This is a genomic window from Kitasatospora sp. NPDC057015 (assembly GCF_042673745.1).
Classification (GTDB): domain Bacteria; phylum Actinomycetota; class Actinomycetes; order Streptomycetales; family Streptomycetaceae; genus Kitasatospora.
The window spans coordinates 78500-102284 of sequence record NZ_JBHUSG010000016.1 but is presented as its reverse complement, the minus strand read 5'-3'; the positions used below and the strand labels follow the sequence as shown (position 1 = coordinate 102284).

The 23785-nt window shown below is 73.7% G+C and carries 21 protein-coding genes; 8 read left to right on the top strand and 13 right to left on the bottom strand.

The features are described 5' to 3' along the window. Nucleotides 1–90 precede the first annotated feature (90 nt). Complete coding sequence (locus ACFTWP_RS17795) at nucleotides 91–1659, top strand: RNA polymerase sigma factor (RefSeq protein WP_380265508.1); 1569 nt, start codon at nucleotides 91–93, stop codon at nucleotides 1657–1659. Nucleotides 1660–2020: 361 nt separating this feature from the next. Here the strand turns inward: ACFTWP_RS17795 and ACFTWP_RS17790 are convergent, their stop codons facing one another. Together ACFTWP_RS17790 and ACFTWP_RS17785 are read right to left on the bottom strand one after the other, a co-directional pair. Then, nucleotides 2021–2602, bottom strand: coding sequence for a TerD family protein (locus ACFTWP_RS17790; protein ID WP_380265506.1), 582 nt, complete (start codon nucleotides 2600–2602; stop codon nucleotides 2021–2023). Nucleotides 2603–2753: 151 nt separating this feature from the next. Beyond that, nucleotides 2754–3329: a TerD family protein gene (locus tag ACFTWP_RS17785; RefSeq protein ID WP_380265504.1), complete on the bottom strand. Its 576-nt coding sequence runs from the start codon at nucleotides 3327–3329 to the stop codon at nucleotides 2754–2756. A 315-nt stretch (nucleotides 3330–3644) separates the two neighbouring features. On the opposite strand from ACFTWP_RS17785, the gene ACFTWP_RS17780 reads away from it, so the two are divergent. The 3 genes from ACFTWP_RS17780 to adhP all read left to right on the top strand — a co-directional run bounded on the left by ACFTWP_RS17780 (nucleotide 3645) and on the right by adhP (nucleotide 6190). Next, nucleotides 3645–4049, top strand: coding sequence for a BlaI/MecI/CopY family transcriptional regulator (locus ACFTWP_RS17780; protein ID WP_380265503.1), 405 nt, complete (start codon nucleotides 3645–3647; stop codon nucleotides 4047–4049). 5 nt (nucleotides 4050–4054) lie between these two features. Further along, nucleotides 4055–5002: a M56 family metallopeptidase gene (locus ACFTWP_RS17775; protein ID WP_380265502.1), complete on the top strand. Its 948-nt coding sequence runs from the start codon at nucleotides 4055–4057 to the stop codon at nucleotides 5000–5002. A 174-nt stretch (nucleotides 5003–5176) separates the two neighbouring features. Continuing rightward, nucleotides 5177–6190, top strand: coding sequence for an alcohol dehydrogenase AdhP (gene adhP, locus ACFTWP_RS17770; protein ID WP_380265501.1), 1014 nt, complete (start codon nucleotides 5177–5179; stop codon nucleotides 6188–6190). 169 nt (nucleotides 6191–6359) lie between these two features. Here the strand turns inward: adhP and ACFTWP_RS17765 are convergent, their stop codons facing one another. Both ACFTWP_RS17765 and ACFTWP_RS17760 read right to left on the bottom strand, forming a co-directional pair. After that, nucleotides 6360–7442: a glutamate--cysteine ligase gene (locus ACFTWP_RS17765; RefSeq protein WP_380265500.1), complete on the bottom strand. Its 1083-nt coding sequence runs from the start codon at nucleotides 7440–7442 to the stop codon at nucleotides 6360–6362. Between the two features lie 594 nt (nucleotides 7443–8036). Further along, nucleotides 8037–9506 (bottom strand): MFS transporter, encoded by a 1470-nt coding sequence (locus tag ACFTWP_RS17760; protein ID WP_380265562.1) that lies wholly within the window; start codon nucleotides 9504–9506, stop codon nucleotides 8037–8039. Nucleotides 9507–10063: 557 nt separating this feature from the next. Between ACFTWP_RS17760 and ACFTWP_RS17755 the strand changes: the two genes are divergently transcribed. Both ACFTWP_RS17755 and ACFTWP_RS17750 read left to right on the top strand, forming a co-directional pair. Further along, entirely contained in the window at nucleotides 10064–10321 is a 258-nt protein-coding gene (locus tag ACFTWP_RS17755; RefSeq protein WP_380265499.1) for a GlsB/YeaQ/YmgE family stress response membrane protein, read from the top strand. 212 nt (nucleotides 10322–10533) lie between these two features. Further along, nucleotides 10534–11070, top strand: a complete 537-nt coding sequence (locus ACFTWP_RS17750) for an SsgA family sporulation/cell division regulator (RefSeq protein ID WP_380265497.1) — start codon at nucleotides 10534–10536, stop codon at nucleotides 11068–11070. A 206-nt stretch (nucleotides 11071–11276) separates the two neighbouring features. Here the strand turns inward: ACFTWP_RS17750 and ACFTWP_RS17745 are convergent, their stop codons facing one another. Continuing rightward, nucleotides 11277–12794 carry a beta-1,3-glucanase family protein gene (locus ACFTWP_RS17745; protein WP_380265495.1) on the bottom strand — a complete coding sequence of 506 codons (1518 nt, stop codon included), beginning with the start codon at nucleotides 12792–12794 and terminating at the stop codon, nucleotides 11277–11279. 397 nt (nucleotides 12795–13191) lie between these two features. On the opposite strand from ACFTWP_RS17745, the gene ACFTWP_RS17740 reads away from it, so the two are divergent. Next, entirely contained in the window at nucleotides 13192–14670 is a 1479-nt protein-coding gene (locus tag ACFTWP_RS17740) for a carbohydrate-binding protein (protein ID WP_380265494.1), read from the top strand. A 238-nt stretch (nucleotides 14671–14908) separates the two neighbouring features. Here ACFTWP_RS17740 and ACFTWP_RS17735 read toward each other — a convergent pair whose 3' ends face one another. From ACFTWP_RS17735 to ACFTWP_RS17725, 3 genes are read right to left on the bottom strand one after another with little or no spacing between them, the layout of a single operon-like run. Then, nucleotides 14909–15757 carry a carbohydrate ABC transporter permease gene (locus tag ACFTWP_RS17735; RefSeq protein ID WP_380265493.1) on the bottom strand — a complete coding sequence of 283 codons (849 nt, stop codon included), beginning with the start codon at nucleotides 15755–15757 and terminating at the stop codon, nucleotides 14909–14911. Next, nucleotides 15754–16731, bottom strand: a complete 978-nt coding sequence (locus ACFTWP_RS17730) for a carbohydrate ABC transporter permease (RefSeq protein ID WP_380265492.1) — start codon at nucleotides 16729–16731, stop codon at nucleotides 15754–15756. Before ACFTWP_RS17730 ends, ACFTWP_RS17735 begins: the two co-directional genes overlap by 4 nt. A gap of 15 nt (nucleotides 16732–16746) precedes the next feature. Next, on the bottom strand, nucleotides 16747–18057 hold the full coding sequence (locus tag ACFTWP_RS17725) for an extracellular solute-binding protein (RefSeq protein ID WP_380265491.1): 1311 nt from the start codon (nucleotides 18055–18057) through the stop codon (nucleotides 16747–16749). A 407-nt stretch (nucleotides 18058–18464) separates the two neighbouring features. Here ACFTWP_RS17725 and ACFTWP_RS17720 point away from each other — a divergent pair, with 407 nt between their 5' ends. Further along, complete coding sequence (locus ACFTWP_RS17720; RefSeq protein ID WP_380265489.1) at nucleotides 18465–19343, top strand: IclR family transcriptional regulator; 879 nt, start codon at nucleotides 18465–18467, stop codon at nucleotides 19341–19343. Between the two features lie 49 nt (nucleotides 19344–19392). Here the strand turns inward: ACFTWP_RS17720 and ACFTWP_RS17715 are convergent, their stop codons facing one another. Genes ACFTWP_RS17715 through ACFTWP_RS17695 form a run of 5 tightly spaced genes read right to left on the bottom strand, consistent with a single transcriptional unit; the run spans nucleotide 19393 to nucleotide 23644 of the window. After that, nucleotides 19393–20643 carry a cytochrome P450 gene (locus ACFTWP_RS17715; RefSeq protein WP_380265487.1) on the bottom strand — a complete coding sequence of 417 codons (1251 nt, stop codon included), beginning with the start codon at nucleotides 20641–20643 and terminating at the stop codon, nucleotides 19393–19395. Beyond that, nucleotides 20640–21251 (bottom strand): ATP/GTP-binding protein, encoded by a 612-nt coding sequence (locus ACFTWP_RS17710; protein WP_380265486.1) that lies wholly within the window; start codon nucleotides 21249–21251, stop codon nucleotides 20640–20642. The genes ACFTWP_RS17715 and ACFTWP_RS17710 overlap by 4 nt, the downstream gene beginning before the upstream one ends. Continuing rightward, nucleotides 21229–21585, bottom strand: a complete 357-nt coding sequence (locus ACFTWP_RS17705; RefSeq protein WP_380265484.1) for a DUF742 domain-containing protein — start codon at nucleotides 21583–21585, stop codon at nucleotides 21229–21231. Before ACFTWP_RS17705 ends, ACFTWP_RS17710 begins: the two co-directional genes overlap by 23 nt. Continuing rightward, nucleotides 21582–22010, bottom strand: a complete 429-nt coding sequence (locus tag ACFTWP_RS17700; RefSeq protein ID WP_380265483.1) for a roadblock/LC7 domain-containing protein — start codon at nucleotides 22008–22010, stop codon at nucleotides 21582–21584. Before ACFTWP_RS17700 ends, ACFTWP_RS17705 begins: the two co-directional genes overlap by 4 nt. After that, on the bottom strand, nucleotides 22007–23644 hold the full coding sequence (locus ACFTWP_RS17695) for an ATP-binding protein (protein WP_380265482.1): 1638 nt from the start codon (nucleotides 23642–23644) through the stop codon (nucleotides 22007–22009). Before ACFTWP_RS17695 ends, ACFTWP_RS17700 begins: the two co-directional genes overlap by 4 nt. Between the last annotated feature and the right edge of the window lie 141 nt (nucleotides 23645–23785).

Here is a 23785-nt window from a genome sequence, read left to right as displayed (position 1 = left end):
ACGGTGCTTGCCGCGTGGAGGATCCTTGATCCGTCACACTCTCCGTGCGCGGCGGAGCCGTTTCATGCCCACTGCACCGAGAGGCCACTCGTGTCGCCCAGCCCGTCCCGCACGCTTCCGCATCGGATCGCTGAATCCGCGTCCTTGATGGCACTCATCGAGCGCGGCAGGACCAAAGGACACATCACCGGCGATGAGGTGCGCCAGGCTTTCGAGGCCGACAACATTCCGACCACCCAGTGGAAGGTCGTCCTGCGGAGCCTGAACCAGGTGCTCGACGAGGACGGGGTGGTTCTGGCGGTCCGGCCTGCTCAGGAGCCCAAACCAGCTGCTGGAGACCCCAACCGGCGCTCTGTCAAGAAAACCGTAGCCACGCGCGCTACCCCTGTCAAGAAGATCACAGCGGCCCCCGTGGAGACCGCGGACGAGGCCTCCGGGGCCCCCGCCGACTCCCCCGCACCGGTGAAGAAGGCGGCCGCGGCGAAGAAGGCCGCGCCCGCCAAGAAGGCCGCCGCGGTGAAGAAGACCGCCGCGAAGAAGACCACCACGGCCGCCGCCGCCAAGAAGACCGCGGCGAAGGCCGGCCCGGAGGACACCTCCGCGGCCGAGCCCGCCGCCGAGGACGACCTCTTCGACGAGGCCACGGCCGGCGACGCCGGCCAGGAGCCGGAGACCCCCGGCATCGGCAGCTTCGTGCTGTCGGACGACGACGAGGACGACGCCCCCAAGGTCCAGGTCACCACCCCCGGCGCCAGCGCCGACGCGGTGAAGGACTACCTGAAGCAGATCGGCAAGGTCTCGCTGCTCAACGCCGAGCAGGAGGTCTCGCTCGCCAAGCGCATCGAGGCCGGTCTGTTCGCGATGGAGAAGCTGGCCTCGGGCGAGGAGCTCACCCCGGTCTTCCGGCGCGAGCTGGAGCTGATCGCCGAGGACGGCCGCCGCGCCAAGGACCACCTGCTGGAGGCCAACCTCCGCCTGGTCGTCTCGGTGGCCAAGCGCTACACCGGCCGCGGCATGCTGTTCCTGGACCTCATCCAGGAGGGCAACCTGGGCCTGGTCCGCGCGGTCGAGAAGTTCGACTACACCAAGGGCTTCAAGTTCTCCACGTACGCCACCTGGTGGATCCGCCAGGCGATCACGCGGGCGATGGCCGACCAGTCCCGCACCATCCGCATCCCGGTGCACATGGTCGAGGTCATCAACAAGCTGGCCCGCCTGCAGCGCCAGATGCTGCAGTCGCTCGGCCGCGAACCCACCCCGGAGGAGCTGGGCAAGGAGCTCGACCTCACCCCGGAGCGGGTGATCGAGGTCCAGCGGTACGGGCGCGAGCCCATCTCGCTGCATACCCCGCTCGGCGACGAGGGCGACAGCGAGTTCGGTGACCTGATCGAGGACACCGAGGCGGTCAAGCCGGCCGACGCGGTCAGCTTCACCCTGCTCCAGGAGCAGCTCCGGGCCGTCCTGGAGACGCTGGCCGAGCGCGAGGCCGGTGTGGTCTCGATGCGCTTCGGCCTCACCGACGGCCAGCCGAAGACGCTGGACGAGATCGGCAAGGTCTACGGGGTCACCCGCGAGCGGATCCGCCAGATCGAGTCCAAGACGATGTCCAAGCTGCGCCACCCGTCGCGCTCCCAGGTGCTGCGCGACTACCTGGACTGACCGGGCCGGCGCTCCGGCCCCACGAGCCCCGGCCCGGTACCCCCGGCCGGGGCTCGTCCGGGTGCCCGCCCCCCGGTCCGGCCGGGAGTACCGGGCTCCCCGGCGGAACGGGGAGGCCCCGGTGGGCCGGCGGGAGGAAGCCGGCCAATGCGACGGGCCCGATTTGAACGGACTCTCCCTACTGAAAGTAGGGCGTGCTCCACCAGCACCTCCGACGCGTGTCCGGAGGATCTCTCCTCCGACGTGGAGAACATTACCAGGGCCGCGGCAGTGCTCCCGCACCCCGCGCCCGGACGCACCGCCGGGAGGCGGAGGAGCGGCACGGATCCGGACGGCGCCGCCGCCTCCCCCGCCCCGGGCGCTACAGGTGCTTGGCGATCTCCGGCAGCAGTTCCTTGAAGGTGCGCCCGGCGGCCGGCTCGCCGATCGCCGTCAGCTGCCAGCCGGTGCCCGCCCGGTGGACCTTGGCCATGATCTGGGCGGTGTACGGGCCGCCGCCGGTCAGGGTGTAGCGGGCCAGCTCGGTTCCGTTGGTCTCGTCCACCAGGCGGCAGAAGGCGTTCTCCACCTCCTGGAAGGTCTGGCCGGTGAACGAGTTGACGGTGAAGACGATCTGCTCGACCTGCGCCGGGACCTTCTGCAGGTCCACCACGATGGACTCGTCGTCCGCGCCCTGGCCGGCGCCGCCGGTCAGGTTGTCACCGCTGTGCCGCACCGAGCCGTCCGAGCTGGTCAGCTTCTGGAAGTAGACGACCTCCACCGGCTTGCTGCCGGCGAACAGGACCGCCGAGGCGTCCAGGTCGATCTCCTTCGGAAGCAGCTTCGCCAGGAACCCCTTGCGCGGCGAGGCCTTCCAGCCGAGGCCCATCCGCACCACGCCGAGCGCGCCTCCCCCGGCCTTCTCCAGGCTGATCCGCTGTCCCTTGCCGAGGTTGACGCTCATGAGTCCTGCTCTCCTTGTGTCGGTCGACGGTCGGACGAGGCGCTCGTGCACCCGAGCATCCGGGTCACTGGTGCTCCGGTGACACCGGTGCGCGGTGACACCGGTGCGCCGGGGGGCCGACCGGTGCGCCGGCCGGCCCCTGCCGGACCGGTCAGACGTTGACCCCGTAGTCGGAGGCGATGCCCCGCAGACCGGAGGCGTAACCCTGCCCGATCGCGCGGAACTTCCACTCGGCGCCGTAGCGGTACAGCTCACCGAAGACCATCGCCGTCTCGGAGGAGGCGTCCTCGGTGAGGTCGTAGCGGGCGAGCTCGCTGCCGTTGGCCTGGTTGACGATCCGGATGAAGGCGTTGCGGACCTGGCCGAAGTTCTGCAGCCGGGCGTCGGCGTCGTAGATCGAGACCGGGAAGACGACCTTGGCGACGTTGCCGGGGACGGTCGAGAGGTCGACCTTGATCTGCTCGTCGTCGCCGTCCCCGCCGCCCGTGAGGTTGTCGCCGCTGTGCTCGACCGAACCGTCGGGGCTCCTGAGGTTGTTGAAGAAGACGAAGTGCTGGTCGGAGACCACCCGGCCGCCCTCGGTGCACAGCAGCGCGCTGGCGTCGAGGTCGAAGTCGGCCCCCGTGGTGGAGCGGACGTCCCAGCCCAGCCCGACGATGACCGCGGTCAGCCCCGGGGCCTCCTTGGTCAGCGAGACGTTGCCGCCCTTGGCCAGCGAGACTCCCATGTTGCCCTCCTGGGGATTCCCCGTGCCGGGCCCGGAACGCCCGGCTCTCTGTGGTTCGGGACTGATAAATCTACAACACTGTAGAGAACAGGAGAATCTGCCCGTCCGTCATCGGTCGGACACCGGCGGGGTGCTGCGCCCGGACACCGCCTGCCGCCGCGGCCCGGCCGCCGTCCCGACCACAGGCCCGGCCCCGGCCCGGCCACCGGCAAAACCCGGGCAAAGGCCCGGCAAAAGACCGTCAGGTCCGCTCAGTAGAATGGGCGGCGCCCGCCCGAGCAGGACCGGGCGGCGAGACCGGAGGGAGAGCCCGGTATGGGCACGGAACAGCAAGCCCCCGCCGAGCACCCGCGCGTCCGCAGGCGCGGGCAGGGCGAACTGGAGGCCCAGGTACTGGCCGCGCTCCAGGCGGCGCCCGGCCCGGCGACCGCGGCCTGGGTGCAGCAGCACCTCGGCGACGGCCTGGCCTACACCACCGTGATGACCATCCTTTCGCGGCTGCACGCCAAGAAGGCCGTCTCGCGCAGCCGTTCGGGCCGCTCGTACGTCTGGCGGGCCGCCGCCGACACCGCCGGGCTGGCCGCCCTGCGGATGCGCCGGGTGCTCGACAACGAGGCCGACCGCGACGCCGTGCTGGCCAGCTTCGTCAGCACGCTGCTCCCCGACGACGAGCACCTGCTGCGGGCCCTGCTCGACAGCGCCGCCGACGGCGGGAGCTAGGTCCGTTGGGTGTCTTCGTCTTCCTGCCGCTCGTGCTGCCGCTGACCGCGCTGCCGATCGCGCGGCTGGCCGAACTCCACCTGCACCCCCGCACCGCGGCCCGCCTGCTCACCGCGCTCAGCGTGGTGATGGGCGGGTGCAGCACGCTCTGCCTGGGGCTGCTGGGCGTGGTCGGCACCGCCCAGATCCCCGGCAACCCGCTGCCGGACACCTGGTCCGCCCCGCAGGTCAGGGACGCCGTGCCGTTCCACGAGGCGGTGGGCTTCGGCAGCATCGCGCTGCTCTGCCTGCTCGCGGTCGCCTGCGGTGGCTTCCTTGGGCGGCACCTCAGGGTCCGGGCCCGACTGCGGCACGCCCTCGCCGCCGTCCCGCACGACCGGGACGTGGCCGTCCTGCCGGACGTCGCGCCGTACGCCTACGCGCTGCCCGGCCGGCCGGGGCGGGTGGTCGCCTCCAGCGCGATGGCCGCGGGGCTCGCGCCGGCCGAGTTCCGGGCCCTGCTGGCGCACGAGCGGGCCCACCTGACGCACCGCCACCACCGCATCCTGACGGCCACCCGACTCGCCAGCCGGGCCAACCCCTTCCTCCGTCCGCTGCAGGCAGCCGTGGCCTTCAGCACCGAGCGGTGGGCGGACGAGGAGGCCGCCCGGGTGGTCGGCGACCGGCGGCTCACGGCGCGCGCGGTCGCCAACGCCGCCCTGCTCTCCCACCGGGCCGGCGGCCGGCCCGGCACCCCGCCCGGCCTCGCCGCCTTCGCCGCGCCCGGCCCCGTACCCCGGCGGGTCGCCGCCCTCCTCGGCCCCGGCCCGGCGGCCGGCGGCTGGCCGCCGGCGCACAGTCGGGCCGGGCTCGCCGCGATGGTCGCGGCGGCGGGCACGGCGGCATCGGCGCTGTCGGCCGCCAACGCGGTGGTGGCCCTGCTGCTGGTGGTGAAGGCGGCGACGCCGCTGTAGGGGGGCGGCCCGCGCCGTGATCACCCGTTCGGCCCCGCCCACCCTGCGTCGCTAGGCCGCACGGGTGAGGCTGCTGGGGAGCCCTGCCCGGGCTCCCGGCCTCGGGTTCACCGGCCCCCGGTCGGGAGCGGCGCCCCGCCGCCGCCCGCCCCGCCGCCGAACGGAGTCGCATACATGAAGGCCGCCGTCGTCAAGGACTTCACCGCCCCGCTGGAGATCCAGGACCGTCCCGTCCCCGAGCCGGCCCCGCACCAGGTGCTGGTCCGGATCGAGGCCTCCGGGCTGTGCCACACCGACATCCACGCCGCGCACGGCGACTGGCCGGTGAAACCGTCACCCCCGTTCGTCCCCGGCCACGAGGGGGTGGGCATCGTCGAGGCCGCCGGGCAGGCCGTCCGGCACGTGGCGGTCGGCGAACGGGTCGCCATCGCCTGGCTCGCCGACGCGTGCGGCCGCTGTGACCAGTGCGTCTCGGGGTGGGAGACGCTCTGCCTCCGGCAGCACAACAGCGGCTACTCGGTGGACGGCGCGTACGCCGAGTACGCGCTGGCGCACGGCGACTACGTCGTCCCCGTGCCCGAGGGACTGGATCCGCTGGACGCCGCGCCGCTCTCCTGCGCCGGGGTGACCACCTACAAGGCCGTCAAGGTCTCCGGCGCGCGGCCCGGCACCCGGGTGCTGGTGTCCGGCATCGGCGGACTGGGCCACCTCGCCCTGCAGTACGCGCGGATCAGCGGCGCCGAGACCATCGCGGTGGACGTCACCGACGACAAGCTGGCCCTCGCCCGCGAGCTCGGCGCCGACCACGTGATCGACGCCCGCACCCAGGACGTGGCGGCCGAGGTGCAGAAGCTCGGCGGCGCGCACGCGGCGATCGCGCTGGCCGTCAGCAACGCCTCCTTCCAGGCCGCGTACGGCGCGCTGCGGCGCGGCGGCACGCTGGTCCTGGTCGCGCTGCCCGCCGGGGGTCGGCTCGAACTGCCCGTCTTCGACACGGTGCTCAACGGCACCAGTGTGATCGGCTCCATCGTCGGCACCCGGGAGGACCTGGCGGAGGTGTTCCGGCTGCACGCGCTCGGTCGGACCACGGTGATCCGCGAGTCGCGGCGGCTGGAGGAGGTCAACACCTGCTTCGAGGACATCCTCTCGGGCCGGGTGACCGCCCGGCTGGTCTTCGACCTGACCTGACCCGGCCGGACCCGACCCGACTCGACCTGGTCGGACCTCACCCGGCCTGACCTGGTCGGACGGACCCGGGCCGGTGGGACCGGGTTGGTGGGACCGGGTTGGTGGGACCGGGTCGGTGGAGCGGCCGCGGGCGGGGCCGCTCCACCGACCTGCGGTCGGGGCCGGGGCGCTACCCCACGAGCAGGTCGATCAGGCCGGCCCGCCCACCCCGGTGCCAGGCCAGCCGCTGGCGCCGCGCGCCCGTACCCGCCGCCAGGAAGGCCTCCAACAGCTCCCCGACCCGCTCGGTGTCCCCCACCGCGGCGAGCCCCGGCGCCGCGTACGCCATCAGCTCCTCGACCACGGACCCGGCCGGGCGCGCGTACGGGAGGTTCGGCGAGGCCAGCCGGCCGTCGAGCCCGTTGTGGGCGGCCTGCCAGGTGGCCGCCCGGAGCAGTTCCTCGTCGGGCCGCAACGGCGGTACGCCGGCGCGGTCGTCCGCCAGCGCGGTCGCCACCAGGGCACGGACCAGCGCCGCGAACAGTTCGGCGTCCTGCGGCAGGAGCTGGACGTCGGCGGCCCGGACCTCGATGGTGGGGTAGCGCTCGGACAGCCGCGCGTGCCAGTAGAGCGCACCGCGGTCCCGGATCAGTCCGGTGTCCTGCAAGGCCCGCACCCGCCGCTCGTAGTCCGCCGCGTCGCGGAAGGCCGGGGGCTGGCCGCTGGCCGGCCAGCGGTCGAAGTGGATCGTCCGCCAGCTGGCGAAACCGGTCTCCCGGCCCTGCCAGAAGGGCGAGTTCGCCGCCATCGCCACCAGCACCGGCAGCCAGGGCCGGAGCCGGTTGAGGACCGCGATCCCGCTGTCCCGGTCCGGGACGCCGACGTGCACGTGCATGCCGTTGAGCATCAGGTCGTCCACCAGCTGCGGTGCGTCGGCACGCGCCGAGCGGTAGCGGGCCCGGTCGGTGACCGGCACCGGCATGAGGCCCTGGAACGGGGCCGCGCCCACCGGGGCGATCCGACAGCCCGCCTTCCGCGCCGCCGTGCCGAGCGCGTCCCGCAGGCGGACGAGGTGGTCCGCCGCCTCCGCCAGTTCCTCGCAGACCGGTGTGGCCACCTCGACCTGCACCTGGAGCAGCTCGTGCTGGGCCTCCTCGGGCCGCAGGGCCGGGAGCAGGTCCGCCGCGGCCAGTACCTCGGCGGCCCGGGGTACCGGCACCCCGCTCACCTCGTCGACGAGCAGGTACTCTTCCTCGATTCCGAAGGTCAGCATGGCGCCCGGCTACCCCGCGCGCCCCGGGCCCAATCCCGCAGGCGCGTCCGAGACGGAACGGCGGTCAGGTCACCGGCACGGGGTACGGATCCGGGCCGGGCACCGGGAAGGGGCCGGGGGCCGGGTCCGGCACCGGGTCCGGCCAGGGGTCGGGGGTCGGGGCCGGCGGCGCGGGTGGCACCGGATCGGGGCCGCCGGGAGCGGGGGCCGGCCCGGGCAGCGGACCGGGGCCCGGCCCGCCCGGGCCCGGCGCCGGGGTCGGGTTCGGGGGGACGGGGTCCGGCGGGCGGACCAGCGACGGATCGTGCGGGCGGACCGGGATCGGGCCGGACGGACGGGTCATGAGCATTCCTCCACCGGGTGTCGGGGGGCGAGCCCCGCGGTGACGGGCACGGTGCCCGCCGCCGGGCCGCCTACCCGGATTCCGCCGGGACATGGTCGGCCCGCCGACCCGTCACTCCATCGACCTGCATCGATCCAGCACTGGATCGACCTGTCACTCGGTCGATCTGGCGCTCTGTCGACATGGTGCCCGGTCCGGTGGGCTGCCCGCCCCCAGGGCTTCGAAGCCAATGCCCGCGGGCCGGAGGACCCTCACGGCTTCGGGGCCGATGCCTGCGAGCCGGGAGGGCCGGGGCGGTGCGCCGGCGAGCCCGGCGGGCCCAGCGGCTCGCGCGGCCGGGGCTCGGCGGGCCGCCCCGTCCCGCCCGCCAGGACGTCGGCGAGCGCGGTGGCCAGGGCCAGCAGGACGAAGCCGATGGCCACGACCAGCCCGAGCTGGAAGGCGCCGGCCCAGTCCTGCGGGTGGCCGGCGAGCCGGGTGAAGAACACCGAGCCGACGGCGGCGATGCCCGCCGCCGAGCCGATCCGCTGCGCCGTCTGGAGCACACCGCCCGCACTGCCCGCCCGCACCACCGGCACCTCGGCCAGCGTGAGCACCTGGTTCGGCGAGATCACCAGCCCGCTGCCGATGCCCGCCACCAGCAGCGGGGCGGCGGTCGCCCAGCCGACGTACGGGCCCGACCACAGGTGCACCACCCCGCCGGCCACCGCCAGCCCGACCGCCACCAGGACGAGCCCGGCGGTCACCAGCGGCCGCCCGAACCGGTGCACCACCCGGCCCCCGACGGCGGCGCCCGCGCCGGAGCCGAGGGCGAACGGCGTGATCGACAGCCCGGCCGCCAGCGCGCTGTAGCCCAGCCCGTTCTGCAGATAGAGCGTGAAGATGAAGAAGATCGCGGTGAAACCGGCGAAGTACACCAGCGACAGCAGCGTCCCCAGTGCGTACGACCTGGCCCGGAACAGGCTCATGCTGACCAGTGGCTCGTGGCGCCGGGCGTAGCGGCGCTCCCAGCCGGCGAACGCGGCGAGCAGCACCACGGCCGCGGGCAGCAGCAGCCACTTGCCCGCACCCGGCCACTGCTCGACCTGGATGAACGGCAGCAGGAGCAGGACCGTCCCCGCCCCCAGCAGCAGGACGCCCACCGGGTCGAAGTCGCGCCCCCGGGCGCGCCCCGGCGCACCGGGCGCGGCGACGGGACGGGCCGTCGGCGGTGGCAGCAACCGGTACGCGAGCGGCAGCGCGACCAGGCCGATCGGCAGGTTGACGTAGAACACCCAGCGCCAGCCGTCGGCGGTGCCGAAGAGCTGGATGAGCAGACCGCCGAGCAGCGGACCGACGGCCGTGGAGACGCCGATGGTGGCGCCCAGCAGTCCGAAGGCCCGGCCCCGGTCGGCGCCCTGGAAGAGCTCCTGGATGAACCCGGACACCTGGGGGACGAGGATGCCGCCGGCCGCGCCCTGGGCGAGCCGGGCGGCGATCAGCCACCCCTCGCTCTGGGCGGCGCCGGCCAGCACGCTGGTGGCCGTGAACAGCGCCAGCCCGCTCATGAAGACGGCCCGCCGGCTGCGCGCGTCACCCAGCCGGCCCGAGGGGACGAGCGCCAGGCCGAAGGTCAGCGCGTAGCCGGAGAGCACCCACTGCAGGCCGCTCTCGGACATGTCGAGCCCGGCACGGACGGACGGCAGTGCCACGTTCACGATGCTGACGTCGAGCAGGGTCATGAACCCCGCGACCAGGCAGACCGCGAGGGCCTGCCAGCGGTGGTCCCGCCCGGCCGCCGGGGCCGGGGTCGCGCCCGTCACGACGCCCGTCCCGCCGCCGCCCCGCCCGCCGGACTCCGGCCGGGCCGCTGGCGGCCCGGCGAGGGCCCGCCCGTCGGTGTGCCGGACCGTCCGGGCGCTGTCGGGGCCGTCGTCCGGCCGTCCCGTGTCGCCATCGCTCCTCCGTCCGGCGGGGGCGCGGCGCAGGTCGAACGCGGGTGCGCCGCTCGTCCAGTGTCGGCCGAACGGCCGCACCCGGCTCGCCCGGACGGGCGAGGGCCCCGCCCGGGGCGGCGGGCGCGCGCCTCCGGAGGCCGGGAACGGCGGCGGGGGCTGAGGGCATCGGGCGCGGAGAGCGACGGGTGCGGGGAGCGACGGGTGCGGGGAGCGACGGGTGCGGGGAGTGCCGACAGTGCGGAGTTGCGGAAAGTGGTGGGCGTGCCGGCGGAGGAGCGGGGCAGACGGATGCCGTGGCCGGCCCTGGAGGGTCCAGGGAGCGCCGCTACGAGGAGATCTCCATGTCGTTTCTCTGGGCGGTCATCGCCGGACTGGTCATCGGCGTGCTCGCGAGAATAGTGCTGCCGGGACGCCAGCCGATCCCGATCTGGCTGACGATCCTGCTGGGAATCGTCGGAGCTCTGGGCGGGAACGCCCTCGCCGGCGCGCTCGGAGTCCGCGACACCGGCGGAGTCGACTGGATACGCCATCTGCTCCAGATCGGTGTGGCCGCCCTGGTGATCGCCGTCGTGTCGCCGGTCTGGGGACGCCGGACCTGACCGACGCACGCCTCCCGGCCCCGCCGCCCGCCCGGGTGGCGGGGCCGGCCGCCGTTCGGGCCGCGTCGACCGGCCCGGCCCGGGTGGTGCCCGCGCCGCGGTGACGCGGATCTCCGACCCGTCACCAGATTTCCCCTCTCCCGCAGGAGTGCCGGGGGCGAACAGGGGCACCCGTTGTACACCTGACTTCTCCGCCGGAGGCTGCCGCGCACATGGACCCCCACACGAACCCGCCCACCGAACCGTCCACGACCGCACGCGGCGCCGGCCCCGCCCGCCAGCCGGGCGACCTGCCGCAGCACCCCACCCGCGTGGAGCGGGAGTTGTCGGCCCACCTCGCCGGTCCGGCGCCCCGGACCCTGCGCATGGTGCTCCGCTACGATCTCGCGGCGCCGTACGAGGTCTCGATCTGCTTCCCCGCGCCCGCCGTGCTGGCGGACGGCCTGGTCGTCGAGGACGGCGGGCGGGCGGAGGACGGCGTCGTCTGGACCGTCGCCCGTGAGCTGCTCGCCGACGGCATCCGGCACCCGGCCGGCCAGGGCGACCTGCGACTGCGGCCGGCCGGGACCGGCCTGACCAGGCTGGAGTTCTACGGCGACGGCGGCGTCGCCCTGCTGCACACCGACAGTGCCGACCTGGCCGCGTTCCTGGCCGAGACGGAGCGGGCACTGCCGGTCGGCGGGGAGCACCGGCTGATCGTCTGGCCGGACACCGTCGAGGCCCTGCTGCGCTACGCGGACCGCGGATAGGCCGCGACCCGGTCCGTCACCGCAGGGGCCGGACGGTGACGGACCGGACGTTGACGGACCGGACGTTGACGGACCGGACGTTGACGGACCGGACGTTGACGGACCGGACGTTGACGGACCGGACGTTGACGGACCGGATGTTGGCGGACCGGATGTTGGCGGACCGGGCGTGACGGGCCGAAGGGTGACCGGCCGGGCCGGACCGGCTACCAGCCGATCCCGATGGTGAGCCGGCTCGGCGGGTTGGCGTTGGGCAGGATCCGCACCGAGCTCTGGTCGTTGATGTCGTCGTAGGCGAAACCGTAGGCCCGGTGGCCGAGGCCGACGGAGTGGAAGAACCCGGCGTAGTCGTTCTTGGCGGTGGCGGCCGGGTAGTACGCGCCCGGGGCGTACCACTTGGTGGTGTCGAGCGCGACGCCCCGGTTGAAGGCGGCGCAGAACTCGGCGCCGAGCTCCAGTTCGGTGGTGTTCATCCCGGCCGAGGCGAGGGCTCCGGCGCAGGCCGTCACGTCCGCGGTGGTCGGCTTGCCCAGGAAGTACGGGCCGGCGCCGTCCTTGGTGAACTGCAGGCGCCCGTTGACCACTCGGCCGGTGAAGGTCTGGTTGAGCCGGGTCAGGGTGAACTGGTTCGCGGTGTAGTACGACCAGGCCTGGTCGATCACCGGCTGCAGGTACCCGGCCTGGGCGCCGCCGGGGCGGAAGGACGCGGCGCTGCGCGGCGCGGTGATCCGGTAGGGCGTGGCGAGCGGACCGAAGGCCGGGCCGACCGCGGCGGCGTACTGCGCGCGGACCTGGTCGCGGGTGAGCGTGATGCCGACGGTCTGGTCGTAACCGGTGGCGGACTGCTCCAGCCGGGCGGTGACCGGGAACCCGAACATGTCGACCTGGGTGGTGTTGCCGCCGAACGGGATCACGCCGTACCGGTAGGTGAACTCGTACCAGTCGAAGTACACGTCGGCGTTGGGGTCGGCGGGGTTGAGCAGGTCGGGTCCGCCCCAGCCCGCGTCGTCCGGTGAGATCGGGATGTACATGGGCGAGCCGATCGAGAGGTACATCCGGGCGCCCTCCAGACCGCTGGGGACGGTGACGGTGGCGGCCTGGGCGAGGGAGAAGGACATCGCCGCGTAGGAGCGGCCGTTCTTGGTGAGGTGCCCCGGAGCGCTCTCCTCCAGGTGGCTGATGTGGGCCAGGGTGCCGTTCGGCCGCAGGTAGGACCACTGGCCCGGGGTGGCCATCCCGAGGACGAGCACGTAGACCTGACTGTCCGGCCAGATGCCGCGGGTGTTGTTCTGGAACACCACGGGGAAGGTGCCGGTGCCGCCGGGCGGGGGCGTGCCGCCACCGGGGGGCGGGGTGCCGCCGCCGGTGCCGACCGTCCAGGCGAAGTGCGGGGTGTCGAGGAGCGGTCCGCCCTTCTCGTAGGTGAACCAGTAGTCGACGGCGGCGCCGGCCGGCAGGCCCGTGGCGGTCTTCGTCCAGGTGCCGGCGGCGTTGTCCATCCGGAAGTTCTGCTGGCCCGAGCCGTTGACCAGGTAGTGGACGTCGACCAGGGCGGCGGGGGCGGTGGGTCTGAACCAGAACTGGGCCTGGCCGGTGCCGGCCGCGGTGACGCCCTGGGTGTAGTCGACGGCGGCGCCGGCGGGCGTGGCTCCCGCGAAGGCCGCACAGAGCAGCAGCAACACGGCCAGGAGCAGGCCCGGGGTGGAACGACGGGACGGGGTCATGGCTTCCCTCGTGGGGTGGGGGCTACGGGGATGTTGGGAGTCGGGGCCGGGAACGTGGGGCTCGGGCTCGGGCTCGGACTCGGACTCGGACTCGGACTGTGGGACTCGGGGGCGGGGATCCGGAACTCGGAGAGCGGGGCGGTGGGGAGGGCAACTCCTGCCCTCGGGACCCCACGCCTTGAGAGCGCTCTCGGCAGGAGCGTGACGAGGAGCCCGTTGACTGTCAAGAGTTCTGACGGAAGCTCAGCCTCGAAGCGGGGTAAATCGCCCATTGGTCTTCAATTCTTCAATGGATAACACGCCTCTTTCGCTCGATGCATTGACACTCCGTCGCCAGCTCGGTTACCAACATCCCCGAGAGCGCTCTCATCGACAGTCCCCCACCCGAGAGGCAGTCATGACCGCACGAACACGCGCACGGCTCCGGCCGCGCCGCCTCAGAGCCCTGCTCGCCACCTTCTCCACGGCCGCCCTACTGGCCGTCGGACTGGCCGGCGCGATGAACGACGCCAGCGCGGTCGTCCCGGCCCCGGCCGGCTGGACGCAGGTCTTCTCCGACGACTTCAACGGACCGGCCGGCACCGGGGTCAACACCACCAACTGGCGCTACACCACCGGCACCGGCTACCCCGGCGGACCCGGCGGCTTCGGCACCGGCGAGGTCGAGACGATGACGTCCAGCACCGGCAACGTGTCCCTCGACGGCGCCGGGAACCTGCGGATCACCCCGATCCGCGACGGCGCCGGCAACTGGACCTCCGGGCGGATCGAGACCAACCGCGAGGACTTCCAACCGCCGGTCGGCGGCAAGCTCCGGGTCGAGGCCCGGATGCAGCTCCCCAACGTCACCGGCGCCGCGGCCAAGGGCTACTGGCCCGCGTTCTGGATGCTCGGCACGCCCTACCGGGGCAACTGGTGGAACTGGCCGGGCATCGGCGAGATCGACATCATGGAGAACGTCCAGGGCATCAACAACGAGTGGGCCACGATGCACTGCGGCACCAGCCCCGGCGGCCCCTGCAACGAGAAGAGCGGCATCGGCGGCCAGAAGGTGTGCAGCCCCGGCACCTGCCAGAGCGGCTTCCACACCTACGGCATGGAGTGGGACCGCAGCACCAGCCCCGAGCAGGTGCGGTTCTACCTCGACGGAGTGCAGTTCCACTCGGTGAGCGCCAACCAGATGGACGCCGGGACCTGGGCCGCCGCGACCAACCACGGCTACTTCCTGATCCTCAACGTGGCCATGGGCGGCGAGTTCCCGGCCGCCTTCGGCGGCGGCCCCGACGCCGGCACCGCCTCGGGGGTGCCGCTGACCGTCGACTACGTCGGCGTCTGGCAGGCGGGCCCCGGCGGCGGTACTCCGACGCCCACCCCGACACCCACCGCCACGCCCACCCCGACCGCCACGCCCACCGCCACCCCGACGGGAACCCCCACCGCCACTCCCACCGCCACGCCGGTGCCCGGCAGCCGGGACGCCTACACCACGATCCAGGCCGAGTCCTACGACGGGCAGGCCGGCACCGTCCTGGAGGCCTGCAGCGAGGGCGGCCAGGACCTGGGCACGCTCGCCAACGGCGACTGGGCGCTCTACAAGGGGGTCGACTTCGGCACCAGTGCGGCCCGCCAGTTCAACGCCCGGGTGGCGAGCGGCGCCGCCGGCGGTGTCAGCGGACTCGTCGAGGTCCGCCTCGACAGCCGTACCAGCGCGCCGATCGGCTCCTTCGCCGTCGCCAACACCGGCGGTTGGCAGAGCTGGCGGTCCGTCCCCGCCAACATCAGCGCCGTCACCGGCACCCACGACGTGTACCTGACGTTCACCAGCGGCCAGCCGGCCGACTTCGTCAGCCTCAACTGGTTCACCTTCGGCCACTGATCACCCGGCCCCGGCGGCCCCGGAACGCGGGGAGCGGGGAGCAGGGTGCGGGGAGCGGGGGCCGGCCCACCGCCGGCTCCCGCTCCCCGCACACCCACGGCCCACAGGTCGACGGCGGGTGACCGGGCCGCCCCACGGCACCTCGGCCACCCGCCGTCGTCACTCCCGACCGGCCCACACCGATCGGCCCTCGACCGCCCTCGACGGCGATCGGTCCACGACCGCCCCTCGTCGGCGGTCAGTCCTTGACGGCGCCCGCCAGTCCGGAGACCAGCTTGCGCTGGACGGCCACGAAGAACACCAGCACCGGCACGGTCATCAGCGTCGACGCGGCCATGATGCCGCCCCAGTCGTTCTCGTCCGGCTTGAAGAAGACCAGCAGGGCGGACGGGAGGGTCTGGTTCTGGGTGGCGCTGATGATGAACGTCTTCGCGAAGACGAAGTCGTTCCAGGCCGCGATGAACGAGAACACGCTGGTCGCGGCGAGGCCCGGGGCGACCAGCGGCAGCAGGATCCGCCACAGGATCCGGGTGCGGCTCGCGCCGTCGATCTGGGCGGCCTCCTCGATGGAGACCGGCACCGCCGCCACGAAGCCCCGCATCATCCAGATGCCGAACGGCAGCGAGAAGGCCAGCTGCACCAGGATCAGCGAGGCCAGCGTGTTCAGCCCGATGCCGGGGGCGAACCGGCCGGCGTCGCGGAACATGAAGAACAGCGGGATGGTCAGCGCCTCGACCGGGATCATCTGGGCGATCAGGAACATCACCATGACGGTGGTCCGGAACCGGAACCTGAACCGGGTGACAGCGACCGCCGCCAGGAAGACCACCACTGCGGACAGCACGACCACCGCCAGCGCGATCACCACGCTGTTGAGGAAGTACCGGCCGAAGCCGTCCACGCTGAGGACCTGCCGGAAGCTCTCCAGGGTCGGGTGCGTCGTCCAGGGCCTGGGGTGCAGCGACTGCACCTCGCCCTTGGGCTTGAACGCGGACAGCACCATCCAGAAGATCGGGAAGGCGGCGACCGCGGCCACCAGGTACGCGATGGTGTCGGCGGCGAGGCGCCGACGGCTTCGGGTGTTCACAGCTCGTTCCCCGTACGTCGCAGGGTGCGGATGTAGAGAGCCGTCGGGATGACCAGGACCAGCAGCATGATCACGCCGATGGCCGCGCCGAGCCCGTACTGCGAGGAGGCGAAGGCCTTCTGGTACGCGTACACGTTCAGCACCAGGTTCTGCCCGGCGATGCCCCCGCCGGTGGTCATCACGTAGATCTGGGTGAAGACCTTGAAGTCCCAGATCACCGACTGGATCACCACGATGGTCAGGATCGGGCGCAGCATCGGCGCGGTGATCCGACGGAAGGTCGTCCAGGTGCCGGCGCCGTCCAGCGACGCCGCCTCCAGGATCTCGGTCGGGATCGCGTTGATGCCGGCGTACAGCGTCACCATCACGAACGGGTAGGAGTGCCAGACCACCACGGCCCCGACGATCAGGAACGCCGTCCACTTGTCGTAGAACCAGTTGTACTCGTGGAATCCCGACAGGCCCAGCTTCACCAGCGTGTCGTTGACCAGGCCCAGGTTCGTGTCGAACAGGAAGCTCCAGACGGTGGAGCCGGTCATCGCGGGAGCCGCCCAGGCCGCCATCGAGGCCGTGGTCAGCACCAGCCGGGCGGTCCTGCCGATCCTGGTCAGCAGGACGGCGAGGGCCGCCCCGACCACCAGGGTCGCGACCACGCAGAAGGCCGCGAAGCCGACCGTCTGGGCGAGCACCGTCCAGAACTGGGCGTCGGTCAGGATGCCGCGGTAGTTGTCGAGGCCGACGAAGCGGGTCGGGACGCCGCCCGAGGCCTGCGCCTGGCCGAAGTCGAGCACCGACAGCAGACCGAGCTGGTAGATCGGGTACGCGACCAGCGGGATCAGGATGACGGCGGCCGGCAGGAGCAGCAGCAGCGGGGTGCGGCGCCGGCCGCGCGGGGGCGCGGCCGGGCCGGGGCCCCGGCGGCGCCCCGCGGGGGGAGCGGACGCCGCCGGGGCGGTCGTGGTGGGTGCGGACACGGGCGGGACCTGCTCTCAGTGCGCCGCGAAGGCGGTGTTGATCTGCTGCGCCGCGTCGCCGGACGCCTTGGCCACGTCGGCCTTCCCGGTGACGACCTGCTGGAGCATGGTCGGGACGACGGCCTGCGCGTCGATCTGCGCCCAGCCCTGGTCCATCGGGACGAACCGGGTGCCGGCCGCGATGGTGTCGGTGAACGGCTTGAGGAAGGCGTCCTTGGCGGCGACGGCGGTGTTCACCGACTTCAGCGTCGGCAGGTTGCCCATCGCGTCGTACATGCCCTGCTGGTAGGCGGGGCTCGCGAGGAGCTCGGCGAACTCCACGGCGAGGGTGCGGTGCTTGGCGGCCTTCATCACGCCCAGGTTGTTGCCGCCGGCGAAGGCCGGGGCGATCGAACCGGCCTTGCCGCCGGGCAGCGGCACCACGGCGTACTTCCCCTTCGCCGGACCGGCGTCCACCTTGCTGCGGCTGGAGTTGGGCAGGATCGCCATCGCCGCCTTGCCGGCCGCGAACAGGTCGACCGTCTTGCCGCCGGTGAGGTCCGCGCACTGCTGCGCGGGGCAGCCGTCCGCACCGAACAGGTCGGTGTAGCGCTTCACGCCGGCCTGCGACTCGGCCGAGGCGATCGCCGCGGTGTACTTGTCGCCCGCCTTGGTGGCGATGTCGCCGCCCGCGTCCCAGACGAAGGGCAGGGCGCCGAAGGTGTACTTGCCGCCGACCGCGATGCCGAAGGTGTCGGGGTGCTGGGCGTGCACGGCCTTGGTCGCGGCGACCAGCTCGTCGTACGAGGTCGGCGCGGCGAGCCCGGCCTCGGTGAACAGGTCGGTGCGGTAGTACAGCGCGCGCACGCCGACCCACCAGGGCAGGCCGTAGGTCTTGCCGTCCAGGACGGCGGTCTTGGCGATCGCCGGGTCGAGGTCGGCCTTCGCGCTCCAGCCGTCCAGCTCGGCGCCGATGTCGGCGAGGCCGCCGGCCGCGACGTAGCCGGGGAGGTCGGTGTTGCCGAACTCCACCAGGTCGGGGGCGCTGGACGGGTCGTTGAAGGCGCCCTTCATCTTCGCCGCCCGGGCCGCCGCGTCGGTGTCGATGTAACTCACGTTGACGGTGACGCCCTGGTGGGCCGCCTGGAACTCGGTGACCGCCTTGGCGACCACGCCCTCCTTGGGCGCGTTGCCCGCCTCGTTGTAGAGCCAGACCTGCAGGGTGCCGGTCCGGTCGTCCGCCGCCTTGTCGCCGGCGGGCAGGGCGGTGCCGGGCGAACAGGCCGACAGTGCGAGGCAGCCCACGGTCAGCGCGGCGGCCGTGGCGGTCCATCTGATGAGTCGCATGGGTGGAGACCTCCCGCCCGACAGGCGCCGCCGCGACACCGGTCCGTCGGGGGGGCGGACGCGTCGAGACAGGCCCTGACCGGGGCCGATGGTGAAGAGATGCGGGGGTGGGAGCGGAGCCGCCCGGCATACCGTGCCGGGGTTCCGCTCGATGCCGTGACGTTAGGCGGGGGCTCGCCCGGCCAACAAGAGACCCCTCGGGAAGTTTTGCACTGCACAACACCATGCCGAAGAATCGGCACGCACCGCCGGGAGCGCGGTACCGTCTGATCGGACGGAGGGCCCGGCCCGGGTCACCCCGGACCGCACACCCCGTCAAGGCCCGCCCGGCCGGACCGAGCAGTCGGACCCGGGCGGGCCCGCCGCGACGCGCACGAGGGCGACGCGCACGAGAGAGGAACGCAGCGATGACGGAGAAGGCCCCCGACGACGGGCCGGCGACCGAGGCACCGACCGGCCGCAGGGCCGCGCCGGCCGCACCCGGGGACCGGAACCAGTCCTCCTCGCTGCGCCGCGCGCTCGCCGTCCTCGGACACGTCCGGGACCACGCCAACGGCGGACGAGGCGTCCCGCTCGGACAGCTCGCCGAGGAGCTGGGGCTCAACAAGAGCACCGTGCTGCGGCTCACCGGCCCGCTGCTCGACGAGCACCTGCTCGACCGCGACCGGGAGACCGGCTGGTTCCGGCTCGGCCACGGCGCGCTCCGGCTCGGCCAGGCCTACCTGTCCACCCTCGACCTGCGCAGCGTCGCCGCCGAACACCTGCGCCGGCTCCAGCGCGAGGCCGGCGAGACCGTCCACCTGACGGTCTGGGAGAGCCCGGGCATCGTCTACGTCGACAAGGTCGAGGACGAGACCAACGTCCGGATGGCCTCCCGGGTCGGGAGCCGGGCACCCGCCTACTGCACCGCCACCGGCAAGGCGATGCTGGCCTGGCTGCCCGACACCGAGGTCGACGCGGTGGTCGAGGCCGGGCTGCGCCCGGTCACCGCCTGGACCATCTCCGACGCCGAGCGGCTGCGCGCCGACCTCGCCCGGATCCGTACCCGCGGCTACTCGATAGACGACCGGGAGAACGAGCCGGAGGTCCGCTGCGTGGCCGCACCCATCTTCGACCACACCGGCGAGGTCACGGCGGCGCTGTCGGTGTCCGGCCTGATCTCGCGGATGACGGCCGCCCGGGTCCGCAACCTCGGACCGGTGGTGTCCCAGGTCGGCCTGCGGATCTCGCGCGAGCTCGGATCCGACCGGCAGCCGACGGAGGCCCCGCCCGAGCGCAAGCGCTGAGCCCGGACGGGGGCGCGGCCCGCCGGCCGCCGATCGCCGGGGCGGTGGATCAGCCGCCCACCCGCAGCCCCGCGGCCTCGCCGAACCGCGCGGTGCCGGCCTGCTCGGCGGCCACCGGCGTGAAGCGGACCGGCAGGTGCACCAGGGCGCGGTGGAACGGGCCCGGCCGCCACAGGAGTTCGGGCAGCGGGACGGCGAGTTCGAGGTCGCCCAGTCGGCTGGTGAGCTGCTCGATCGCGGTGATCGCGATCAGCAGCGCGGGGTCCCGGGCCGGGCAGGCGTGCGGGCCGGCCGCCCACGCCAGGTGCGCGCTCTCGCCACTGCGCAGGTGGGTGGCCTCCGGTGCGGGCGCCGCCTGCGAGTTGGCCGCCGCGTAGGAGACCAGCATCAGCTGCCCGGCCTCGATCCGGCGGCCGTGGAAGGTGACGTCGTACCGCGGGTAGTGCGCCGACAGGTTGGCGATCGGCGGTTCGTGCCACAGCACCTCGTCGATCGCCTGGTGGGCCGTCATGGCGCCGCCGAACAGCGAGCCGGCGTAGCCGTCGTCCGTCAGGATGCGCAGCAGGGCGTTGCCGATGAGGTTGGTGGTGGGCTCGTGCCCCGCGCTCATCGTCAGCGTGATCTGCCGGACCACCTCGTCGTTCTCCAGCCCCGCCGGGTGGTTGAGGAACCAGGAGGTCAGGTCCTGCCGGCCGCGCTCGCGCCGGTCGGCGACCATCCCCGCGACCACCGCGACGAAGTCGGCGTAGGCCGCCGCCGCCTTCTCGGTGGACTCCATCATCCCCGACATGCCCGCCACCAGCCGGGCGCTGTGCTCCTCGGCCACGCCGAACCAGGTGTTGAAGACGAACAGCGGCAGCTGGCGGGCGTACTGGGCGATCAGGTCGGCGGTGCCGGATCCGTCGAAGCGCCGGATGAGCTCGTGGGCGACCTGGGCCACCCGCGCCTGCAGCACGTGCGGTTCGATCAGCGCCAGGCCGTCGGTGATCACCTGGCGGTAGCGGGCGTGCACCTCGCCGTCGCTGAACAGCGCGGTGGGCCGCCAGCCGAGCACCGGCAGCACCGGGGAGTCCGGCGGCAGGTCGCGCTGCCAGGCGCGCGGGTCCTTGGAGAAGGTGTCCGTGTCGCGCAGCACGTCCAGCGCCGCCTGGTAGTCGGTGACCAGCAGCGCCTCGACGCCGGGTGCGATCTCGACGGGTGCGGTCGCGCCGTGGCCGCGCAGCCGGTCGTAGTGGCCGTGCGGGTCCGCGGCGAACGCCGGGCCGTAGAGGGCGGTGGGTCGGGGGCCGGACTGGGTCACCGCTGCTCCTGGGGCAGGCTGGGAAGGCTGTGCAGGACGTGTTCGGCCAAGGCGATGAGCGCCTCGACGCTGGTGGCGCGGTCGCGGGCGTCGCACAGCACCAGCGGGGTGTCGGGGTGCAGGTCGAGATGGCCGCGCAGCACCTCGGCCGAGTGCGCGGGCGCGTCCGGGAAGCAGTTGACGGCGACCGCGTACGGCAGCCCCTGCTCCTCGACCATGTCCATGATCTCGAAGGACTCCGCCAGCCGCCGGGTGTCGGCCAGCACCAGTGCGCCGAGGGCGCCCCGCGCGATGTCCTGCCAGAGCGGGAAGAACCGCCGCTGGCCGGGGGTGCCGAAGAGGTAGAGGACCACGTTGCCCGGCAGGGTGAGGCGGCCGAAGTCGACGGCCACCGTGGTGGTGGTCTTGTCGGGCAGCCCGGCCGTGTCGTCCACCGGGGCGCCGGTCTCGGTCATCACCTCCTCGGTGTGCAGGGTGGGGATCTCGGACAGGGTCCTGATCAGGGTGGTCTTGCCGACCCCGAAGGGGCCGGCGACCAGCATCTTCATCAGGAGCTGGTCCCGGTCGGGCAGGTAGCCGACCGGGCTACCGGAGGCTGCGGAGTCCATCGAGGAGCCTCTCGACGAGTGAGCGGTCTATCTGCTGGGCGCGCGGGATCGGGCTGCGGGCCTGTAGGCCGCCCGCGTCGACCAGATCGGCCGCGAGGAAGTTGGTGGCACTGACCGGCAGCCGCAGGTGCGCCGCCGCCTCCACCAGGGTCAGCGCTCCGGGCCGCAACAGCTCCCACAGACGCCGGTGTTCGGCCTCCAGACCCCGGGGCGGGTCCGGACTGGCGGAGTGCAGCACGGTCAGCCGGTCGAAGGCGTCGCGGCTGGGCCGGCTGCGGCCGCCGGTGGCCAGGTAGGCGGGCACCATGCGCCGCCGCGGGGGGACGGCGGTCATGTCCGGGCGACGGCGTCCTGCTGCCGGGCCGGGCTGGCCATCGCCCGGGACAGGGCCGCGACCTGGACCTGCATCTGGTAGGCGACGTTGCCCAGTTGGGCGTCCGGGGCGGCGAAGACGGCCAGCGAGGTGTTCTGCCCGGCCGGGACGACGATGGCGAACCCGAGGTCGGACTCCACCACGGTCTGCGCCAGCTTCGGCTGCTCGACGTCGGTGAAGGCGGTGGTGAACGCGCGCGCGGCGGCGTGCACGGTGGCCGTCATGGCGGCGACCCGCTCGGCCGAGGCCCGGCTCAGGTCCTTGGAGGCACCCTCGATGAGGCCGTCGCCGGTGGCGATGACCGCGTGCAGTACTCCGGGCAGCTCCAGTAGCGGGGCCAGCACCCAGGAGATCTCGTCGGTGACGGGAGGGCGGGACGTGCTCACTGGTCGGCTCCTTGGGGGTTCTCGGACGTGGGGCTGGGTGCGGACGAGGCGACGGCGGCCCGGCCCGAGCCGGTGCCGTCCTGCAGGGCCTGCCAGCGCGCGGAGGCCTGCTCGGGGGTGCGCCCGGAGGTGGCCGGCGCCTCGGCCCGGTGGTCGGTGGACGGGGTCTGCGGCGGGAGCGGCGCCCGCCGCCGGCGGCTGGGCAGCGCCGCGGGGTCGGCGAACCCGGCGGGCGCCGGCGTGGCGGACGGCGGGGTGACGGACGGCGGGGTGACGGACAGCGGGGTGACGGACAGCGGGGTGACGGACGGCGGGGCGGGTTCGACCACGGGTGCGGGGTCGGAGGTGGGTACGACCGCCGGTACGGGGTCGGGGTCGGGGGCCGCGGACGGCTCGGCGTCCCTGCCCACCGGCAGTGGCACGGCGGCCGGCAGCGGTGCGGCCACCGGCAGCGGGGTGAGGACGGACAGCTGCTGCCCGGCGTCCACCACGGTCAGCAGCGCGCCGGGGATCCGCACGATGGTCCGCATCCCGCCGTAGGGGGACGGCTCGATGTGGCAGGCGAAGCCGTACTGCCGGGCGAGCTTGCCGACGACCGCGAAGCCGGCCTTCGGCGGGTTGCCCAGCTCGGTGAGGAGCACCTCGGGCGGGCCGGTGAGCAGGCGCTTGGCCCGCCTCAACTGGTCCTCCTCCATGCCGATGCCGCTGTCGTCGATGACGACCAGTGCGCCGCGCCCGCCCTGCTGGACGGTCACCGGCACCTCGGTCTCCGGGTGCGAGTAGGCGGTGGCGTTGGCGAGCAGCTCGGCGATCGCGACCGCGAGCGGCTCGGCCGCACGGGCGACCACGGCCAGCCGCTCCTCGCGCAGGTGGTTGGCGACCTTGATCCGGGCGTAACCGGGCACCCGGGAGAGCGCCCCGAGCACCACCTCGGCGAGCGGGGAGTCGGTGCGGGCGAGTCCGGGCCAGGCCTCGCAGAGCACGGCCACGGTCTGGATGCGGCGCAGCGCGACCTCGTTGCGGAAGTCCAGTTCCAGCAGTCGGGGGTCGTCGTGATCGTGCTGCAACTGCTGGACCAGGCTCTGGATCTGGTAGAGCAGGGTCTGGATCTTGGAGGTCGCGCCGCGCATGGTGGCCCGGGCGGCGCCGTCCACCCGGTCGCGCTCGCCGGTGACGGCCACCGCGACGGCGTCGAGGACGGCCTGCAGGGCGCGTTCGGCCTGGTCCCCGGTGACGCCCGGGGCCTTGGGGCCGGGCACCGGAGCCATCGGGTGGGTGAGCCTGAGCGCGGTCGCCGGGAGGCGCTCCTCCGCCAGGTGGGCGATCTCGGCCAGCAGGGCGCGGCCGGCCTCCTCCGCGGAGCGCAGCCGTTCCTCGCTCCTGGCCAGCCGGTCCTCGGCGGTGCGGGTGCGTTGCTCGCTCTGCGCCAGGCGGCCCTCGGCGGTGCGGGTGTGCTCCTCGCTGCGGGCGAGCCGGGCCTCGGCCTCCCGGGCGCGGTCCTCGCAGCGGGCCAGGCGCTCCTCGGCGCCCTCGGCCCGTACGGTGACCCGGCGGCGGGCGCGCGCCAGGATGCCGGTCGCCACCAGGGCGGCGGCGGTGAGGGCCGCCAGGGCGAGCAGCGCGATCTGCGTCATCGATGTCCTCGGTCGCGTGGGGGGGTTCGGCGGGATCCGGGCGGAGCTCCGCGCCGTGGGGATCGCGGTCGGGCCGTCGCGGGCCCTGGCTCCGACCGGGCGGGCGGTGTGCGACGGGCCGGATCCCTCCGCGGCTCGGCG

Excerpts from the sequence above, each read along its gene's own strand:
- ACFTWP_RS17790 (WP_380265506.1), bottom strand. The coding sequence starts at position 2,602 with ATGAGCGTCAACCTCGGCAAGGGACAGCGGATCAGCCTGGAGAAGGCC.
- ACFTWP_RS17785 (WP_380265504.1), bottom strand. The coding sequence starts at position 3,329 with ATGGGAGTCTCGCTGGCCAAGGGCGGCAACGTCTCGCTGACCAAGGAG.
- ACFTWP_RS17780 (WP_380265503.1), top strand. The coding sequence starts at position 3,645 with ATGGGCACGGAACAGCAAGCCCCCGCCGAGCACCCGCGCGTCCGCAGG.
- adhP (WP_380265501.1), top strand. The coding sequence starts at position 5,177 with ATGAAGGCCGCCGTCGTCAAGGACTTCACCGCCCCGCTGGAGATCCAG.
- ACFTWP_RS17765 (WP_380265500.1), bottom strand. The coding sequence starts at position 7,442 with ATGCTGACCTTCGGAATCGAGGAAGAGTACCTGCTCGTCGACGAGGTG.
- ACFTWP_RS17760 (WP_380265562.1), bottom strand. The coding sequence starts at position 9,506 with ATGACCCTGCTCGACGTCAGCATCGTGAACGTGGCACTGCCGTCCGTC.
- ACFTWP_RS17755 (WP_380265499.1), top strand. The coding sequence starts at position 10,064 with ATGTCGTTTCTCTGGGCGGTCATCGCCGGACTGGTCATCGGCGTGCTC.
- ACFTWP_RS17750 (WP_380265497.1), top strand. The coding sequence starts at position 10,534 with ATGGACCCCCACACGAACCCGCCCACCGAACCGTCCACGACCGCACGC.
- ACFTWP_RS17745 (WP_380265495.1), bottom strand. The coding sequence starts at position 12,794 with ATGACCCCGTCCCGTCGTTCCACCCCGGGCCTGCTCCTGGCCGTGTTG.
- ACFTWP_RS17740 (WP_380265494.1), top strand. The coding sequence starts at position 13,192 with ATGACCGCACGAACACGCGCACGGCTCCGGCCGCGCCGCCTCAGAGCC.
- ACFTWP_RS17725 (WP_380265491.1), bottom strand. The coding sequence starts at position 18,057 with ATGCGACTCATCAGATGGACCGCCACGGCCGCCGCGCTGACCGTGGGC.
- ACFTWP_RS17720 (WP_380265489.1), top strand. The coding sequence starts at position 18,465 with ATGACGGAGAAGGCCCCCGACGACGGGCCGGCGACCGAGGCACCGACC.
- ACFTWP_RS17710 (WP_380265486.1), bottom strand. The coding sequence starts at position 21,251 with ATGGACTCCGCAGCCTCCGGTAGCCCGGTCGGCTACCTGCCCGACCGG.
- ACFTWP_RS17705 (WP_380265484.1), bottom strand. The coding sequence starts at position 21,585 with ATGACCGCCGTCCCCCCGCGGCGGCGCATGGTGCCCGCCTACCTGGCC.
- ACFTWP_RS17695 (WP_380265482.1), bottom strand. The coding sequence starts at position 23,644 with ATGACGCAGATCGCGCTGCTCGCCCTGGCGGCCCTCACCGCCGCCGCC.